Below are 17,061 nucleotides of genomic sequence, written 5' to 3'. Positions count from 1 at the left end.
GGGCCGCGCGGGAGGGGATCCCCCTCGCGCGGCCGCACCGGCGCGGACGCCCCGCGACCGGTCCGCGCCGCCGCCTCCGGCGGCCCGGACCGCTGCCGTGCGCCCCTACAGGGCGTCGAGGAACTTGCGGGCCAGCGGCGCGGCGGCACCCGAACCGCTCTCGCCGTCCTCGACCACCACGGCGAAGGCGATGTCGCCCTCATAGCCCACGAACCACCCGTGGGCGGGCAGCTCCTCGCCCTCCTCGGCGGTGCCGTACTCGGCGGTGCCGCTCTTGCCGTGGACCTCGCCCGTGAAGCCGACGTCCTTGGCGGTGCCCTCGGTGACCACGGCCCGCATCATCTCCCGCAGTTGGGGCGCGGTGTCGATGGGCGTGGGCTCGGGCCGGCCCTCGGGCGCCGGCTCGGTCACCAGCAGCGGCGAGCGGTAGGACCCCTCGGCGACGGCGGCCGGCACCGAGGCCATGTGCAGCGGCGAGGTCAGCAGTTGGCCCTGGCCGATGCTGGAGGCGGTGAGCAGCGGCACGCTGTCGGGGGTGGGCAGCGAGGGCTCGAACACGGGCAGGCCCGCCTTGATCTCCTCGTTGAACCCGAACTTCTCGGCGCTCTCCACCAGGGCGGCGCCGTCGAGGCGGTCGGCCACCTGCTGCACCAGCGCGGTGTTGCAGGAGGTCGCGAACGCCTCCAGCACCGACTGGGCGCCGTAGGCGGCGTCGCCGGCGTTCTTGTACTTCTGCCCGCCCACCGTGACGTTGCGGGGGCAGTCCATGGGCGCGTCCATGCCCATCCCCGACGTCAGCAGGGCGTCGTAGGACACGATCTTGAAGATCGAACCGGCCGGATACTGCCCCTCCAGCGCGCGGTTGAACCCGCCGGGGACGTTGGCCGCCGCCAGCACCTCGCCGGTGGAGGGGCGGATCGCCACCATCGCGGTCGGCTTGGTCTGGTCCACGATGGCCGCCCCGGCGGCCTCCTGCATGGCCGGGTCGATGCTCAGGGTGACGTCCTTGCCGTCGGTGCCCTCGATCGCGCCGACCGTGGGCGCGTCCTCGGGGACCTCGCCGTCGGCGGCGCCCTGGTCCACCACCCGCACGGCGGTGGTGGCGGTGCCGGCCAGGCGCTCCTCGTACTGCGCCTGCACCCCGCTGACGCCCACCGGGTCGCCCACCTCGTAGGCGGGGCCCAGGTCGCCGAGCATGTCCTCGGTGGCGGTGCCGACCTCGCCGACGATCATCTGCACCGAGCCCGAGGGGCTCTCGTCGAGCCGGGAGCCGTCGGCGCCCAGCACGCGGCCGCGCTCGCCCCACTCGTTGGTGCGCACCAGGGTCTGGCCCTCGCCCAGGTCGGGGTGGATGACGGCGGGGCTGAAGTCCACCCGCCACTCGCCGTCGGCGCGCACCAGCGGCAGCGTGCCGTCATAGGACCACTCGCCGGCGTTGCTCAGGGTCAGGGTGGCCTCGAAGGGCACGCTGGCGGTGTCGCCGTCCTCGGTGACGGTGCCGGTGGTCACCTCGGTGCTCTCGACGCCGAGGTTGTCGGCGACGCGCTCGTAGGCCGCCGCGGGGTCGCCCCCGCCGGTGGCGAGGCCGGCCAGGGCGGCGTAGTCGCCCTCGCGCCAGGCCGCCGCGTAGTCCTCGGCGGTGTCCTCGGGCTGGGGCATGGTCAGCACGTACCAGGACACGCCGCCGCCGATCAGGGCGAGCACCACCACGGCGCTGACGATGCCGATGACCAGCCCCTTGCGGGAGCGGCGGCGGGGCTCGGGCGGGTCGGCCGGCCCGGAGTGGGCGGCGCCGGGCGGGACCGGCGGGGTGCCCGGCGGCTCGGCGCCGGCGGGGGTGTCGGTGCGGCCCTCGGCGCCCAAGCGCTCCCAGGGGGCACTGGTAGCGCCGTCAGCACGGTCGGCACCGTCGGCACGGTCCGCGCCCTCGGCCGCGCCGGCGCCCCCGGCGGGGGCGCCCGAGGCGCCGTAGGGCGAACCGGAGGAGCCGTAGGAGGAGCCGGGGGCGGCGGTCGAACCGAAGGGGGATTCCGCCGAAGAGGAGGCCGGGTCGGCGGGGGAGCCGGGGAGGCGGTAGGGGGACCCGGTGCGCGGGGCGGGACCGGGGGAGTCGGCGGGGGCGGCGAAGGGGTCGCCGCGCGGTGCGTCCGCCGTCTGCGGCGGGTCGAAGGGGGAGGGGTGGGGGCCGGATCCGGGCGGGCCCGATCCGGTCGGGCGGGGGGTCGCGGGGGATTCAGGCCCCCAAGCGCCGCCCCGGGGAGCCGGGGAGGAGGGCTCACCCGGCCCGGTCGGGCGCCGTTGGTCGTCCACGCGATCGTCCTTCCAGACAGCTCCGCCCCGCCTCCCAGACAAGGAAAGCGGGGCGGGAGCGACGATGAGTGGCCGGTGTGGCGGTCGCCTCTCGGCGCGGGGCACAACGCGGCTCCGTAGGCCGTGGGCGGCCCGCCTGGGCGGACGCCGCACGCGGTATTCCGCGAAGGCAATAGGTGAGGCCCGGGGGACACTTGCTACCACACCGACCACTGGCGACTGTAACCCATCGCGGGAGCACTGTGTTCCGCCAGCCCCACCCGATCCGGCGGTAATCCGGATCACACAGCGGAAGCGGGCCGTTATTGGACGGCACCCGGCACCCGGCGCCCGGCGCGGGCCGGCCGGGCGGCCCCGACCGGTGCCGACGCGCCCCCGGCACCCGTGGGCGCGCGGTCGGGAACGCGGCGCGGGCCGCACCGGGGCGCCCGCGCCTGGGAAGAACCCGGCCGCGCGCCGCGCGCGCCTCGCACACGCGGAACACGCGGAAGGGGCCGGGCGCGGCGCGGGCGCCCGGCCCCGGTGCGACCGGAGGTGCCGGCGGCGGGCGCGCCGGCCCCCGGCGGGGAGGCGGGCGCCCGGAGGCGGGTGGCTAGAGGCGGGTGCTACTCGGCGCGGGCGATACGGGTCATGTCCTCGCGCGAGCGGACCTTGATCCGCTTGCGGCCGTGGGGCTCGCCCAGGGACTCCTCATGGCTCTCCAGGCGCTGCCAGCCCTCCCAGGTGGTGAAGGGGACGCCGCGCTCGCCCAGCAGGCGCAGGAACGACTCCGGCTCGGGCTCGGCGGCGGGTGCCAGAAAGTCGCGGTCGGCGACCAGGTTGGCCACGGTCTCCAGGGCGTCGCCCTTGGTGTGGCCGATCAGCCCGACCGGGCCGCGCTTGATCCAGCCGGTGGTGTAGACGCCGGGGATGGGCTGGTCGTCGAGGTCGAGCACGCGGCCGCCGTCGTTGGGGATGACCCCGCGCTCCTCGTCGAAGGGCAGGTCGGCCACTGGCGAGCCGAGGTAGCCGATGGCGCGGTAGACGGCCTGGACGTCGTGGTCGACCAGTTCGCCGGTGCCGCGCACGCCGCCGTCGCCGGTCAGCTCCATGCGCTCGGTGCGCAGGCCGGTGACGCGGTCGGTGCCCAGGATCTCCACGGGCCGGTGGAGGAAGTGCAGGTGCAGGCGCCGGGGCTCGCCGCGCAGGTCGCGGATGGCCCAGTTCTGAAGAATCTTGACGTTGGTCTTGGTCTGGTTGGACTCCTCGATGGCGGCGAGGCTGGCCTCGCACAGTTCGAAGTCCTCGGGGTCGACCACGACCTCCACGCCCGGCTGCTTGTCCAGCTCGCGCAGCTCCATGGGGGTGAACTTGGCCTGGGCGATCCCGCGCCGGGCGAAGACGTGGACGTCGGTGACGCCCTTGGCGCCCAGCCCCCGGTGCACGTTGTCGGTGATGTCGGTCTCGAGCAGGTCGTCGGCGTCCTTGGCGAGGATGCGGGCGACGTCCACGGCGACGTTGCCGGCGCCGATCACCGCGACGCTGGTGCCCTCGACCCGCCAGTCCTCGGGGGTGTCGGGGTGGCTGTCGTACCAGGCGACGAAGTCGGCGGCGCCGTGGCAGCCGGGCAGGTCGGCGCCGGGGATGTCCAGGGGGCGGTCGCGGTCGGAGCCGGTGGCGAAGACCACCGCGTCGTAGTGGCGGCGCAGGTCCTCCAGCTTGAGGTCGCGGCCGTACTCGACGTTGCCGATGAAGCGCACCTGGGGCTTGTCCAGCACCTTGTGCAGGGCCTGCTGGATCTGCTTGATGCGGGGGTGGTCGGGCGCCACGCCGTAGCGGACCAGGCCGTAGGGGGAGGGCAGCCGGTCCAGGACGTCGATGCTGACCGGGACGCCGCTCGCGGCCAGGGTCTCGTCCTTGGTGAGGATGTCGGCCGCGTAGATCCCCGCGGGGCCGGCCCCCACGATTCCCACGCGCAGTGGTCGCGTCATTTGGCATTCTCCATTGGTCGCGTCTGCTCCGGAAGGCGGCGGAGGCGGCGGTCGGGCGTGGCCGTCCGCGCACCGGGACACGCAAAACGAGGTTAGGCTAACCTAAGTTTACCCGCAAGGTTTAAGCCTACTAAACCCACTACCAAAATAGACAACGCCTCTTCCGGGCCGCTGCCCGGGCCCGCCCGGGTGCGCCCGCGCGGTCGGCGCACGTCGAGCCGCGTGCGGCCCTTCCCTCAAGGGCAACACGGCGCCGGCCCCCGCTAAGCCGGGACGCGCTGTGGATTACCTCACGTCGGGGTCCCGCCGCGCTGCGTGTCGCCCCCTGAGCGGGGGCCGTGCGAGGCGGGGGCGGTCCGCGCGCTCAGGCGCCCTTCGCCCGCAGTTCGGCCTTGACCGAGGCCGCGTAGCGCCCCACCTGCCGCTGCCCCGACAACCGCTGGATGGCCGCCATCACCGCGTCGGTGGCCGCGCGGCGCGAGCGCGCCCGCCCGGCCTCGCCCGCCCACGGGCTCAGGTCCACCGGCGGCCCCACCCGGATGCCCACCCGGCACAGGCGCGGCACCCGCCGCCCGCGCGGCAGGATCCGGTTGGTCCCGGCCAGCGCCAGCGGCACCACCGGCGCGCCCGAGGTCAGCGCGAGCCAGGCCAGCCCGGTCTGGCCCCGGTGCAGGCGGCCGTCGGGGGAGCGGCTGCCCTCGGGGAAGATCCCGAACACCGCGCCCTCGGCCAGCGCCTTCAGGCTGTGCTCCATGGCCTCCTGGGAGCCCTGCCCGGGGCGGCGGTCCACCGAGAGCTGGCCGATGGCGCGCAGCGCGCGGGCGAACAGCCGCTGGGGGAGGTTGGCCTCGGCGAACAGTTCCTGCTTGGCGATGAAGGTGACCGGGCGGGGCACGGCCACGCCGATGAACAGCGGGTCGATGTTGGAGAGGTGGTTGGCCGCCAGGATCACCGGCCCCTCGGCGGGAATGTGGTGCAGCCCCTCGGTGTGCAGCGGCCAGATGCCTCGGGTGATGGGCGCGATGACCGTCTTCGCGGCACCGTACAGCTCCACGGCGGGTGTCCTCTTTCGGATGCGGCGGCGGGCGGGGATGATGGGGGGCGGCGGCCCGGCGCGCGGCGCCGTGTGCTGCCGGTTCGACTGTAGCGGGGTCCGCCGCGGGCGCGTGCGGGCGCGTCCGCCCCGCCGGTGCCACCGCGCCGGACGCGGGGCGGTCCCGGCCGCTAGAGTCTGGTCTAGACCTATGTTTGGTGCCCGCGCAGGGCGGCGAGCGTGCCACGGCAGCAGAAAGGCGGAATTCATGACGCGGCTTGTCGACGTCAGCCACCAGATCACGTCCGGGATGGTGACCTACCCCGGCCTGCCCGGACCCCAGATCGACGACCACATGACGTTCGAGGAGTCCCACAACACCTACGCGGCGGGCACCGAGTTCAGCATCGCCCGCATCACCATGGTGGCCAACACCGGCACCTACCTGGACACCCCCGGGCACCGCTACCGCGACGGCGCCGACCTCGCCGACCTCGAACTGGAGAAGGTGGCGGGCCTGGCGGGCGTGGTCGTGGACCTGCCCGAGGGCGCCCGCGAGATCGGCCCCGACGCCGTGCGCGACGTGGACGTCGCCGGCCGGGCGGTGCTGCTGCGCACCGGGTGGGACCGCCACTGGCGCACCGAGCGCTACGGCGACGCCGAGCACCCCTTCCTCTCCGGCGAGGGAGCCAAGGCGCTGGCCGAGGCCGGGGCGGCGCTGGTGGGCATCGACTCCGTCAACATCGACGACACCTCGCCCGAGGCCGAGGGCGCCCGCCCGGCGCACTCGGTGCTGCTGGCGGCCGGCATCCCGATCGTGGAGCACCTGTGCCTGCTGGACCGGCTGCCCGAGACCGGCTTCACGTTCTTCGCCGTGCCGGTGAAGGTGCGCGGCATGGCCACCTTCCCGGTGCGCGCGTTCGCGATGGTCGGCTAGCCCGGCGCGGGCGCGCCCCGCGGGGGGCGCGCGGGCAGCCGCCGGCGGAGCGCCGGCGGCGGGGCGTCCGGCCGGCGGCCGGGCGCCCTCAGCCCAGGATGCGGTCGAGGAACCCGGCGAGCCGCTCGCGGGTGCGGGCGACCATCTCCTCGACGCTGAGGTCCTCGGGCAGGCGCCCGCCGGCGGCGGGCGCCTTGCGGCCGCGCACGTACAGCGAGCACGCCATGTCGGCGCAGACGTGTAGGCCGGCGGAGTCGCCCTGGCGCCCGGCCGGCCCCGCCTTGCGGGCGGCCATCAGCAGCACGCCGCCCGAGGGGTGGGTGGTCAGGCACATCGAGCACAGGCTGCGGTGCAGGAAGTCGCGCGTGCGGCTCTGAGGGGAGCGCAGGGCCACGGCGACCACGCGGTCGCGGTGCTCGGCCACCAGGTAGCTGCGCTCGGGCGACCCGAGGTCGCGCCACCCCAGGAAGTCGAGGTCCTCCCACGCCGTGTCGGCGAGGTCGCGGGGCATGGGCACCCGCTTGGCCTCGCCCTTTCCGCAGTTCACGAAGGCGGCACGGATCTCCTGCTCGGTCAACGGTCTCATGTCGGCGACGCTAACTTCTCCTAGGGGCCCTAGGCAAAGCATTTAACGCTTTAGGCAGCGCGGCCGGGGGAGTTCTCCCGGGCGGGCGGGGGTGTGCTCGCGCGCGGGACCGGCGGCGGGCACGCGGAAGAGCCCGCCGGGAACCCGGCGGGCGAGCGCGGCGCGGTGTTCGCCGCGGGCGGACGGCCCCTCAGGCGCCGAGGGCGGCGGCCAACTCGTCCAGGCTCCCGGCGGAGACGTCGAAGGCGTCGCCGGGGCGGGGCGGGTCGCCCACCGGGCGCTCGACGTAGGCGGTGCGCATCCCCGCCGCCTGCGCGGCGCGCAGGTCCCAGGCGTGGGCGGCGACCATCAGCAGGCGCCCCGGCTCCACCCCCGCGTTGGCCACCGCCAGGCCGTAGACGTCGGGGTGGGGCTTGTAGCGGCCCGCCTCGGCCGCCGAGAGCACCTGGTGCCAGCGCAGCCCGGCGTGGGCGCTGATGCGGGTCAGCGCCGCCGGTTCGGCGTTGGACAGGCCCACCACCGTGAAGCGCGCGGCCAGCCGGTCCAGCCCCCGGGCGGAGTCCGGCCAGGGGTCCAGCCGCCGCGCGGCGCCGGCCAGCGCGCGGACCGCCTCGGGGTCGGCCACCCCCGCCTCGGCGGCCACGCGCTCGGCCGCCTCGCGGTCCAGCACCGTGCTGGAGACGAACGGGGCGCGGCCGGCCAGCATGTCGCCCTGGCGCTCCTCGACGTGGCGCTGCCACACCTCCAGCAGCTTCGCAGCCTGCGCCTCGCCGCCGCCGGGCACCAGCGCGCGCAGACCCCGGCTGATGCCGCCGGGTTCGTCGACCATGGTCCCCAGCACGTCGAAGACGAGTACGTCGATGTCGGCGGGTGAGATCACGGGAAGCGCTCCTCGGTGTCGGGTCGGGCCGGATCGGGGTCGATCAGGCTCGGCAGCGGTTCGGGCCGCACGGGAGCAGGGTGCGCGGCAACGCTACAGGTCGGCGTCCAGCTCCTCCTGGGCGCGGTGGCGCTCGCGCTGGCGGCGGCGCTCCTCCTCGCGGGCGGCGCTGCGCTCGTCCTCGGCCACGGCGGTGCGCATCGCCGCCGAGAGCGCGCGCAGCTCCATGTTGATCCGCGGGTAGTCCACCAGGCGCGGCAGCGCGCCCAGGCGGGGGGTGCGCCGCTCCCGCAGGGCCGCCATCAGCTCCTCGAAGGCCAGGTAGAGCCGCTGCAACGTGATCTGGGAGGCGGGCTGGGGCCGCTCCAGCGCCAGCGCCGCCAGCGCCAGGTAGCCCACCCGCTGGGTGGCCACCACCACCGGCCACAGCGGGCGGGTGGTCGTGGCGCGCGGCACGTCGCCCACGGCGCTGTCGTAGACGCCGCGCAGGCTGACCAGGGCGGTGCGCAGGTCGCGGCGCAGCCGGTAGGTGCGCTCGGCGTCGGGCTCCACCTCGGGGTCCAGCACCGTCAGCAGCGCCGTGCGGGTGTGCTCCAGCACGTCGGTGATGGTCTGGGGCAGCCGCGCCGCCGACGCGCGCCGCCACAGCAGCAGCGCGCCGAGCATGCCCGCCAGCGACCCCACCACGGTGTCGAGGATGCGCGCCTCGGCGAGCTGCTCCACCGGGTTAGGCGAAGCGGTGTGGGCCAGGATGAGGCCCATCGGGGTGAGGAAGATGCTGGCGTAGAAGAAGTTGCGCGCGACCGTGAGCTGGGTGAGCCCCTGGAAGGCGGCGGCCAGCGCGATACTGGCGGCCAGCGGCAGGTCGGCCATCAGCAGCAGCACGCCGATGACCACCCCCACCAGCGTGCCCAGGGCGCGCTGGGCCGACCGGTTCACCGTCAGTACCACGTTGCCGCCCTGGAGTACCGCCGTGGCGGTGATGCAGATCCAGTAGTAGCGGTCCAGGCCCACGGCCAGGCCGAACACCGCCGCCAGGGCCACGGTGATGCCCATCCGCAGGGCGGTGGGCAGCACCAGCGACTCCCGGGTGAGGCTGGAGCGCAGCGACTGCCACACCGAGGGGTAGCGCTCGTCGTGCAGCTCCAGGCCGCGGCCCTCGACCTCGTGCTCGTCGCGGCGCGCGGTCTGGGCGGCGCGGCCCAGCCGGTTGTACAGCCGCGCCTCCAGCGAGCGCGGCCGCAGCCCCTTGCGCAGCTCGTCCAGCCGGTCGGGGTCGGGGGCGAGGTCGGGGCGCCCCACCGCGCCCACCAGTTCGTCGGCGAAGTCGGCGGCCAGCGCGGGCAGGCGCTCGGTGCGGGCCAGGGAGACGTCGGTGGCGGCCAGGTGGATGTCGGAGACCCAGCGCAGCAGCGCGCGCAGCCGCGCCGCCGTGGCGGTGTCGCGGTAGCCGCGGGTCTGGCCCAGCAGCACGATGCGCCAGGCGCGGGCCACGGCCACCGACGCGTCGTGCTGGACGTGGTCCACGCGGGGGGTGCCGATGGCCCGCAGCAGGGCGGCCAACTGGGCGAACGCCTGGGCGACCGCGCGGTGCTCGGGGTGGCGGCCCCGGAACAGCCCCTCGCCCATCGACACCGCCCAGCCCACGGCGGCGCCCAGCCCGGCGACCAGCGCGTGCAGCGGCACCTGCGCCAGGCCGCCGGGGGCGATGGTCGAGATGCCGCAGACCAGCACGAAGAACAGCGGGCCGGGCTTGTCCACGCGCAGCGCCTGGCACACCCAGGTGGAGACCCCGGCCACGGCACCGATGGCGACGGCGCCCGCCCACAGGTTGAGCGAGCTGACCGTGCCCACCACCACGCTGGCCACGAACCCCAGTCCGACGAACGCCAGCGCCACCGCGCGGTACTGGTAGGGGGTCTCCTTCTCGTAGAGGACCGTCATGGACCCCAGCGCGGCCAGCGTGCCCACCTGCGGCCCGAACAGGGCGGCGGCCAGGGAGAAGGAGGTGGCCATGGCGATGACGGCCTTGAAGCCGGTGCTCCAGCCCCAGCCTCCGGAGGCCAGGCCGAACAGCGCCTTGACGTCCACGCGGGACCTCGGCAGCTCGGCGACCTTGGGCCGGACGCGGGTGGGCGGGTTCCAGATGGGTTCACTCGGCGTCGGATCGTCGGATCTGCCGCTGCTCGCCCCCTGGTCATGCACGAGGTCCATGGTAGGCGGGCCGCGCCCGCGTTGGTCGCGCCCGGCGTGTCGCCGCGCCTCGGGCCGCCGGGGCGGGCGCGCGCGGCGGGTGCGGCGCCCGGGGCGTCCGCCGCTCACGATGCCGCAGGTAGGCGCCCTGCCGGTCGCGGCGGCGCCGCACGGCGGCGGCGTGAGGGCGCCCGCCGCGCGGCCGGTGCCCGGCGTGGCCACCATCACCGGCGCGGCGGCGGAGGGTGGCGGTGCCGTCGCCGTGGGTGGCGGGAGTGGCGCGGGTGGCCGGGGCTGCGCCCGCCGGGGCAGCAGGGCGCGGCCCTACATCCCCGGGAGTAGCGCAAGACCTGTCCCTGAGGAGGATGACGACCGATACCCCCAGGGGGGATGCTGGGCGGACTTGGAGTCCCGGCGTCCGTTGGGCGTCGGAGGCCGGACGGCGGACGTGGAAGGGGAACCGGCGATGCTGCTGATCGAGGTGTGGACGCCCCGGGGCGGCCTGGACGAGGACGAGCGGCGAGAACTGGGGGAGCGGCTGGTCGACGCGCTCCTGGCCGAGGACGACAGCCACGCCGTCGAGGTCCTCGACGCCCAGCGCCGGATCACCCAGGTCCTCGTGCACGAGGCCGCGACCTGGGTCCTGGGCGAGCGCCCGGCGGCCGACCCCGCGTCGCCGCCCCGCTACCTCGTGCGGATCACCGTCCCGGCGTCCTGGCGCAAGGAGATGAGCGGGCCGGTGGTGGAGATCGTGACCGGTGTCCTGGCCGAGACCGAGCGCCTGGCGGGCCGCGATCCCGAGCGGGTGCGCCGCGAGCCGCACGCCACCGTCCTGGTCGACGGCATCGGCGAAGGCGGGATCGGGGTCGGCGGCCGGGTGATGGGCAGCATGGACCTCATGGAGTTCGTCTCCCGGCCCTACCGCGACACCACGGCCGCCCGCCCGGCGCCCGGGGGAGCGCCTGGGGAGGCGCCCGAGCCGCCGGGCGGCGCGGCGCCTGAGGAGAGCAGGGCCGCGCCTTCGCCCCGGCCGCGCACGCTGGTCGACCCCGTCTGCGGCATGAGCGTGGAACTGGACGACTCCGCCCTCACCCTGGTGCACGACGGCGTGTTGTACGGCTTCTGCCACGGCCTGTGCCGCCGCGCCTTCGCCGAGGAGCACGGCGTCCCCCTCAACCAGGAGCGAAGCGGACGCCCCTAGGGCGTGCGCGGGCCGGGGGCGCTCACCGGTGAGGCCGTCGGTGGTCGCAACGGCGGCCCTCCGCTGTCCCCGGTGCTTCCGTCGCGGCCGCGCGTCAGCCCTGGGCGGCGGCGCGGAGGTGCTTGAGTTCGGCCAAGACGTCGTCCAACTGCGCCTCCGCGCGTTCGGCGCGGCGGAGGGCCTGGGTGCGGGCGTCGTCCATCGCGGCCAGCCGCTCGGCCGCCGCCTCCTTGGCCTCCGCCAGTTCCCGGGCGGCCGTGCCGCGGCGCTCCTCCACCTCGGCGAGGTGGCGGGCGCGCTCACGCTCCGCGTGTTCGCGCTCGCGTTCGACCTCCGCCGCCAGGCGCGTCCGCTCCTCGGCGGCGTCGGCCAAGCGGGCGCGCAGCGCCTCGGCCTCCTGCTCGGCGCGTTCGGCCCGCCGCCGGGCCTCCTCGGCGGCGCGCTCGGTGACCTCCAGGCGCTCGCGCAGCGCGGCCTGCTCGGCGGCGGCCTCCCGGCGCACCCGTGCGAGTTCGGTTGCGGCTTCCTCTTTGACCCGCGCGAGTTCGGCGGCCGCCGTGCGGCGCTCGGTCTCCAGCCGCTCTGCCGCGGCCTCCTCGGCGGCGGCGCGGCGGCGTTCTGCGTCGGCGAGCCCGGCGTTGTACTCGGTGAGGGCGGCGGCGCGCTCGGCCTCGGCGCGGGCGGCCTCCTCGGCGGCGCGGTCGCGCTCGGCGAGGGCTTCCTGGCGGCGCGCGATGGCCTCGTCGGCCATGCGCTCGGCCGCTCCGGCGGCGGCCACCGCCGAGGCGGCCGCCTCCTCTGCCGCCTCGCGCGCCTGCTCGGCCTCGGCGCGCTCGCGCTCGGCCGCGCGGCGGCGGCCGTCGGCGTCGAGCCGGGCGGCGTCGGCCTCGGCGATCCGCCGGGCCGCGTCGATGCGGGCGGCCTCCACCTGGGCCTCGACGTTGGCGGGGTCGGTCATGGCGGCGAACGCGTCGGTCGCCGCGCTGAGGGTGGCCGTCAACTGCTCGGCCTGCACGGAGAAGCGCACCAGCAGGTCGTCGGCGCGCAGCCGGGCGCTGGTGACCGGGGCGGTGCCGCCGGTGGCCGCGCTTGCGACCGCCCCCGCCGCCGGGGACGCGGTGGCGGGGGCGGCCGGCGCGCCGTCCGGCGCGGACTGGGCCGCCGTCTGCTCTGCGGTCTCCTGGCGCAGGCGCTGGCGCTCCTTCCAGGCGCGCCAGCGCGTGTGCTCGGGCAGGTCGCAGTACTCCGGTGGGCGCCCGGGCGCGGAGCCGCGCGGCACCGGGCGGGTGCAGCCGGGGAAGTTGCAGGTGTTCGCGTCGGTCGCTGCCACGGGGACGAGCGTAGTGGTCCGCGCGGCCCCGCGCCGTGGCTGACGCGGCGCGACGCGGCGCCGCCTCCGGGCGGCGGCTACAGCGCCTGGCGCACGTAGTCGGGGACCGGGGCCGTGACCGGGCCGGTGCCCTGGTCGTCGGTCACGGGCGGCGCGAAGCCGCGCGTGGTGGGGACCACCCCGGCCCAGTGCGGGAGGCCGAGGTCCTCGGGGTCGTCGCCGACCCCGCCGGTGCGGACCTTGGCCGAGACGTCGGCGAGGTCCAGCCGGATGACGGCGGTCTTGGCCAGCTCCTTGGGCGTCGGCGGGCGGCAGTCGTCGGCGCGGCCGGGGAAGGGGGCGTTGACCAGCGCGTCCAGGGCCATGCGGCGCTCCTGCTCGTCGACGACGCGGTGGGCGATCCCGTGGGCCATCACCGACCGGTAATTGATGGAGTGGTGGAACGCCGACCGCGCCAGCACCACGCCGTCGTTGAGCGTGACGGTGACGCAGACCCGCAGGCACTCGCGGGCCGCGTGCAGCGGGCGGCTGCCGGTCGAGCCGTGCAGGTACAGGCGCTCGCCGACCCGGGCGTACATGGTGGGCAGCACCACGGGGGCGCCGTCGGCCACGAAGCCGAGGTGGCAGATGTAGTCGGCGTCCAGGATGGCGTGGACGGCGGCGCGGTCGTAGCGGGCGCGCTCGGCGAGGCGGGTGGGGGTGGTTCGGGGACCGGCGGAATAGGCGGGCGAGGAGTCGAGCACCACGAGCCAACACCAACTTCGTGATAGTACAAATTGGTTAATGTACTAGGATGATAACAGGGGGCGGGCTTCCGGTCACCGGTTTTCGCGCGCTCTCCCGGCGGCCTTGGCGTCCTTCGGTGCCCCCGCCCGTGCCTCTGGTCGCCCGCGCCCCCGCGGTGGCGGGCGAGGCGCCGGTGTGCGATCGGAAGTGGCGGGTCGGCGGGGCGGCCCGGCCGGGTGAAGCCCCCCGTTTGGGGTGCGCGGCGTCGCGCTGCTGGTCAGGGCCGAAAACGCCGCCCGAAACGTGAATGCGCTGTCGGAGGCGGAGTTTCACGTTTTCCGCCCCGACGTCGGCTTTCGGCGTGATTTATGCCATATGGGACTGATGTGGCGCATCTGACACCAGTCGCTAATCTTTCGGCGGGATTCACGTCACCCCGTCGTCACGCGCCGTTGTCCGGCGCGTCGCCCCGGTCCGCTGGCGGATTCCCGCCTCTCCGGTGCCACGCGTGCCGCCGAGGCTGTAGGCCCTCGCGCCGGTGGCTGCGGGCGGGCCTCCGGCGCGCGTCGAAGGCTTCCCCGCCCCTGCCGGTGCGAGGGGATCAACCCCCCTCAATGGCGAGGAACCACCTGTATGTCTGAGGAAACCCTGAGCCCGGAAGGCCAGGAGCAGAAAGCGCCGGCACGGCACGTCGACGCCGGTGACTCCGGCTACGCGAAGTCCCTGACCGCGCGCCACGTCAACATGATCGCGATCGGCGGCGCCATCGGCACCGGCCTGTTCCTGGGCGCCGGCGGCCGGCTGGCCTCGGCCGGCCCGGCCCTGGCCCTGGCCTACGGCATCTGCGGCCTCTTCGCGTTCTTCGTGGTCCGCGCGCTCGGCGAGCTGATCCTGCACCGGCCCTCGTCCGGTTCGTTCGTCTCCTACTCGCGCGAGTTCATGGGGGAGAAGGGCGCCTACGTCGGCGGCTGGCTCTACTTCCTGAACTGGTCCACGACCGGGATCGCCGACATCACCGCGATCGCCCTCTACGTCCACTACTGGGACATGTTCTCCGACATCCCCCAGTGGGTGCTGGCGCTCATCGCGCTCGCCGTGGTGCTGGCGTTCAACCTGATCTCGGTGAAGATCTTCGGCGAGATGGAGTTCTGGTTCGCGATCATCAAGGTCGCGGCCCTGGTCGTCTTCATGGTGATCGGCATCGCGCTGCTGGTCACCGGCCAGGACGTGGGCGGGCACGACAGCGGTGTCCACCTGCTCGTGAGCGAAGGCGGCTTCTTCCCCGCGGGCGTCCTCCCGGTCGTCCTCGTCATGCAGGGCGTGATCTTCGCCTACTCCGCGGTCGAGATGGTCGGCGTGACCTCCGGCGAGACCGCCGACCCCGAAAAGGTCATGCCCAAGGCGATCAACTCGATCATGTGGCGCATCGGCCTGTTCTACGTCGGCTCGGTGCTGCTGCTGGCCATGCTGGTGCCCTACACCGTCTTCGAGGCCGGGCAGAGCCCGTTCGTCACCGTCCTCAGCGAACTGGGCGTGCCCGCCGCCGGCGACGTGATGAACCTGGTCGTGCTGACCGCCGCGATGTCGAGCCTCAACTCCGGCCTCTACACCACCGGCCGCATCCTGCGGTCGATGTCCATGGCCGGGTCGGCGCCCAAGTTCACCTCGGTGATGAGCCGCAGCCAGGTGCCCTACGGCGGCATCCTGCTGACCTGCGCGGTGTGCGTGCTGGGTGTCGGGCTGAACTACGTGCTGCCCGCCGAGGCGTTCGAGATCGTCATCAACTTCGCGGCGATCGGCGTCATCGGCACCTGGAGCATGATCATGCTCTCCCACCTGATGTTCTACCGGGAGGCCCAGGCCGGCCGGGTGCGGCGGCCCTCCTACCGGCTGTTCGGGTCGCCCTTCACCGAGATCGTCACCCTGCTGTTCTTCCTGTCCATCGTGGTGATGATGTGGTTCGACGAGATCGGCCGCTACACCATCATGGCGCTGCCGCTGATCATCATCGCGATGGTCGTCGGCTGGTTCTGCGTGCGCGGCCGGGTCAACCGGATCGCGGCGGAGCGCGAGGCGGCGGGCACCGTCGCCGACTAGCCCACCCCCGGTGGGGCCGCCCCTCGGCGGCCCCACCGGACCGTCGCACACGCGCGCGGCGCCCGGCCGGACCCGCTCTCAGTAGCGCTCGCCCACCGGGGCCGGCACCGCGTCCAGCTCGGCGAGGTCGTCCCCGGTCAGCACCAGGTCGGCCGCCTCGGCGTTCTCCACCAGGTAGCGCGGGGTCTTGGTGCCGGGGATCGGCACCACCCGCTCGCTCTGGGCCCGCGCCCAGGCCAACGCCACCTGCCCCGGGGTGGCGCCGTGGCGCTCGGCCACGCGGCGGGCGGCATCGGTGATGGCCTGGTTGGCCGCCATCGCCTCGGCCTGGAAGCGGGGGTTGCGCCGCCGCCAGTCGCCCTCGGCGATGTCCTCGGGCGAGCTGAACCGGCCGGTCAGAAAGCCCCGGCCCAGCGGCGAGTAGGCCAGGAACGCGATCCCCTCGGCCGTGCAGTGGGGCAGCACCTCGGCCAGGACCTCCCGCGTCCACAGCGACAGCTCCGACTGCACCGAGGCCACCGGGTGGATCGCCGCGGCGCGCCGGATCTCGGCGACCGACACCTCCGACAGGCCGATGGCGCGGGCCTTGCCCGCCGCGACCGCCTCGGCCATGGCGCCCCAGGTCTCCTCCAGCGGGACGGCGGGGTCCACGCGGTGCAGTTGGTAGAGGTCGACGTGGTCGGTGCCCAGGCGGCGCAGGCTGGCGTCGATGCTAGCGCGCACGTGCTCGGGCCGCCCGTCGTTGCCGCGGCCCATGGGGTGGTCGGGGTTGGTGACCAGCCCCACCTTGGTGGCCAGCACCGCGCGGTCGCGGCGGTCGGCCAGCGCGCGGCCCACCAGTTCCTCGTTGGTGAAGGGGCCGTAGACGTCGGCGGTGTCCAGCAGGGTGACGCCCAGGTCGAGCGCCTGGTGGATGACCGAGACCGACACCGCGTCGTCGCGGCCGCGCGGGTCGTAGCCGTGGGTCATGCCCATGCAGCCGAGGCCGATGGCGCCGATGGCGGGGCCGGACGACCCCAGGGTGGTGGTGATCATGGTGAGCCTTCTTCCGGAGCAGCGGTGCAACGGGCGGTGCGGCCGGAGGACACCGGCCGTCGCTGAGCACTGTGCACCCTGGAGTGGACTCCAACGCAAGCGCCCGACCGGCGCGCCGTGTCGCCCGCCGGCGCGGTTGTCCCCAGGCGCGCGATCGCGCTCGCCCGGCGCCGGCGCGGCCGACTAGATTCGCCGCATGAGCACGACCACGACCGGGCCGCTGACGATCTCCGCCGCCGCCGAGCGCGTGGGCCTGTCGGCCGACACCCTGCGCTACTACGAGCGGATCGGGCTGCTGGACCCGGTACCGCGCACGGCCGCCGGCCAGCGCCTCTACGGCGAGCCCGAAATGGCGCGGCTGGAGATGGTGATGCGGTTGCGGGGGACCGGAATGCCCCTGCACGCCATGGTCGAGTACACCCGCCTGGTGCGCGAGGGCGACACCGCCGTGGCCCCGCGCCGCGCCATGCTCGCCGACCAGCGCGCCCGGCTGCTGGAGCGGATGGAGGAGTTGGCGGCCACTCTGCGCTACCTCGACCGAAAGATCGAGACCTACGACACCCGCCTGGCGGCACTGGAGACCGGCTGAGCGGGGCGGCCAAACGGGGCAGACATCGGACCGGGAAGCGATGCCGGGCGGGGGGGTGCCTCTATGTCTTTGGTCAAGCGAGGCGTGGGGTTCTGGGTTCGTAGAAGGTGCCGTCGCGGAGCATCGCGAACAGCACGTTGATCCGTTGTCGGGCGAGTCGGAGGAGGGCCTGGG

Annotated in this window: 13 protein-coding genes; 4 read left to right on the top strand and 9 right to left on the bottom strand. The window is 74.9% G+C overall.

Annotated features, from left to right (window positions below):
- Positions 1–105: 105 nt before the first annotated feature.
- The 3 genes from LG943_RS26560 to LG943_RS26550 all read right to left on the bottom strand — a co-directional run bounded on the left by LG943_RS26560 (position 106) and on the right by LG943_RS26550 (position 5,334).
- Positions 106–2,310, bottom strand: a complete 2,205-nt coding sequence (locus LG943_RS26560; RefSeq protein WP_270075119.1) for a penicillin-binding transpeptidase domain-containing protein — start codon at positions 2,308–2,310, stop codon at positions 106–108.
- 605 nt (positions 2,311–2,915) lie between these two features.
- On the bottom strand, positions 2,916–4,262 hold the full coding sequence (locus tag LG943_RS26555; protein ID WP_270075120.1) for an FAD-dependent oxidoreductase: 1,347 nt from the start codon (positions 4,260–4,262) through the stop codon (positions 2,916–2,918).
- Between the two features lie 382 nt (positions 4,263–4,644).
- A complete protein-coding gene (locus LG943_RS26550; RefSeq protein ID WP_270075118.1) occupies positions 4,645–5,334 on the bottom strand; it encodes a lysophospholipid acyltransferase family protein in 690 nt (229 codons plus the stop codon).
- A 247-nt stretch (positions 5,335–5,581) separates the two neighbouring features.
- On the opposite strand from LG943_RS26550, the gene LG943_RS26545 reads away from it, so the two are divergent.
- Positions 5,582–6,250: a cyclase family protein gene (locus tag LG943_RS26545; RefSeq protein ID WP_270075117.1), complete on the top strand. Its 669-nt coding sequence runs from the start codon at positions 5,582–5,584 to the stop codon at positions 6,248–6,250.
- Between the two features lie 88 nt (positions 6,251–6,338).
- Here LG943_RS26545 and LG943_RS26540 read toward each other — a convergent pair whose 3' ends face one another.
- From LG943_RS26540 to LG943_RS26530, 3 genes are all read right to left on the bottom strand, one after another.
- Complete coding sequence (locus tag LG943_RS26540; protein WP_270075116.1) at positions 6,339–6,836, bottom strand: FBP domain-containing protein; 498 nt, start codon at positions 6,834–6,836, stop codon at positions 6,339–6,341.
- A 190-nt stretch (positions 6,837–7,026) separates the two neighbouring features.
- Entirely contained in the window at positions 7,027–7,716 is a 690-nt protein-coding gene (locus LG943_RS26535) for a haloacid dehalogenase type II (RefSeq protein ID WP_270075115.1), read from the bottom strand.
- Positions 7,717–7,809: 93 nt separating this feature from the next.
- Positions 7,810–9,930, bottom strand: a complete 2,121-nt coding sequence (locus LG943_RS26530; protein ID WP_270075114.1) for an FUSC family protein — start codon at positions 9,928–9,930, stop codon at positions 7,810–7,812.
- Between the two features lie 445 nt (positions 9,931–10,375).
- On the opposite strand from LG943_RS26530, the gene LG943_RS26525 reads away from it, so the two are divergent.
- The gene (locus LG943_RS26525; protein ID WP_270075113.1) at positions 10,376–11,110 is read left to right on the top strand and encodes a hypothetical protein; all 735 of its coding nucleotides are present in this window, start codon (positions 10,376–10,378) and stop codon (positions 11,108–11,110) included.
- Positions 11,111–11,204: 94 nt separating this feature from the next.
- Here LG943_RS26525 and LG943_RS26520 read toward each other — a convergent pair whose 3' ends face one another.
- Together LG943_RS26520 and LG943_RS26515 are read right to left on the bottom strand one after the other, a co-directional pair.
- Positions 11,205–12,440: a hypothetical protein gene (locus tag LG943_RS26520; protein ID WP_270075112.1), complete on the bottom strand. Its 1,236-nt coding sequence runs from the start codon at positions 12,438–12,440 to the stop codon at positions 11,205–11,207.
- Between the two features lie 77 nt (positions 12,441–12,517).
- Positions 12,518–13,186 carry a pyridoxamine 5'-phosphate oxidase family protein gene (locus LG943_RS26515; protein ID WP_270075111.1) on the bottom strand — a complete coding sequence of 223 codons (669 nt, stop codon included), beginning with the start codon at positions 13,184–13,186 and terminating at the stop codon, positions 12,518–12,520.
- A gap of 613 nt (positions 13,187–13,799) precedes the next feature.
- Here LG943_RS26515 and LG943_RS26510 point away from each other — a divergent pair.
- Positions 13,800–15,263, top strand: coding sequence for an amino acid permease (locus tag LG943_RS26510; protein ID WP_270075110.1), 1,464 nt, complete (start codon positions 13,800–13,802; stop codon positions 15,261–15,263).
- A 78-nt stretch (positions 15,264–15,341) separates the two neighbouring features.
- Here LG943_RS26510 and LG943_RS26505 read toward each other — a convergent pair whose 3' ends face one another.
- The gene (locus LG943_RS26505; protein WP_270075109.1) at positions 15,342–16,298 is read right to left on the bottom strand and encodes an aldo/keto reductase; all 957 of its coding nucleotides are present in this window, start codon (positions 16,296–16,298) and stop codon (positions 15,342–15,344) included.
- Positions 16,299–16,494: 196 nt separating this feature from the next.
- Here LG943_RS26505 and LG943_RS26500 point away from each other — a divergent pair, with 196 nt between their 5' ends.
- Positions 16,495–16,887, top strand: a complete 393-nt coding sequence (locus LG943_RS26500; RefSeq protein ID WP_270075108.1) for a MerR family transcriptional regulator — start codon at positions 16,495–16,497, stop codon at positions 16,885–16,887.
- The last annotated feature ends 174 nt before the right edge of the window (positions 16,888–17,061 follow it).

The organism is Streptomonospora mangrovi, from assembly GCF_027604915.1.
In the GTDB taxonomy this organism is placed as follows: Bacteria; Actinomycetota; Actinomycetes; order Streptosporangiales; family Streptosporangiaceae; genus Streptomonospora; species Streptomonospora mangrovi.
Note: the sequence above shows the minus strand (reverse complement) of the source record. Positions and strands in the feature narration are given on the sequence as shown.

What these genes read in the sequence shown, in the direction of transcription:
- LG943_RS26510 (WP_270075110.1), top strand. Translation starts at nt 13,800, where the DNA reads ATGTCTGAGGAAACCCTGAGCCCGGAAGGCCAGGAGCAGAAAGCGCCG.
- LG943_RS26540 (WP_270075116.1), bottom strand. Translation starts at nt 6,836, where the DNA reads ATGAGACCGTTGACCGAGCAGGAGATCCGTGCCGCCTTCGTGAACTGC.
- LG943_RS26530 (WP_270075114.1), bottom strand. Translation starts at nt 9,930, where the DNA reads ATGGACCTCGTGCATGACCAGGGGGCGAGCAGCGGCAGATCCGACGAT.
- LG943_RS26500 (WP_270075108.1), top strand. Translation starts at nt 16,495, where the DNA reads ATGAGCACGACCACGACCGGGCCGCTGACGATCTCCGCCGCCGCCGAG.
- LG943_RS26525 (WP_270075113.1), top strand. Translation starts at nt 10,376, where the DNA reads ATGCTGCTGATCGAGGTGTGGACGCCCCGGGGCGGCCTGGACGAGGAC.
- LG943_RS26545 (WP_270075117.1), top strand. Translation starts at nt 5,582, where the DNA reads ATGACGCGGCTTGTCGACGTCAGCCACCAGATCACGTCCGGGATGGTG.
- LG943_RS26505 (WP_270075109.1), bottom strand. Translation starts at nt 16,298, where the DNA reads ATGATCACCACCACCCTGGGGTCGTCCGGCCCCGCCATCGGCGCCATC.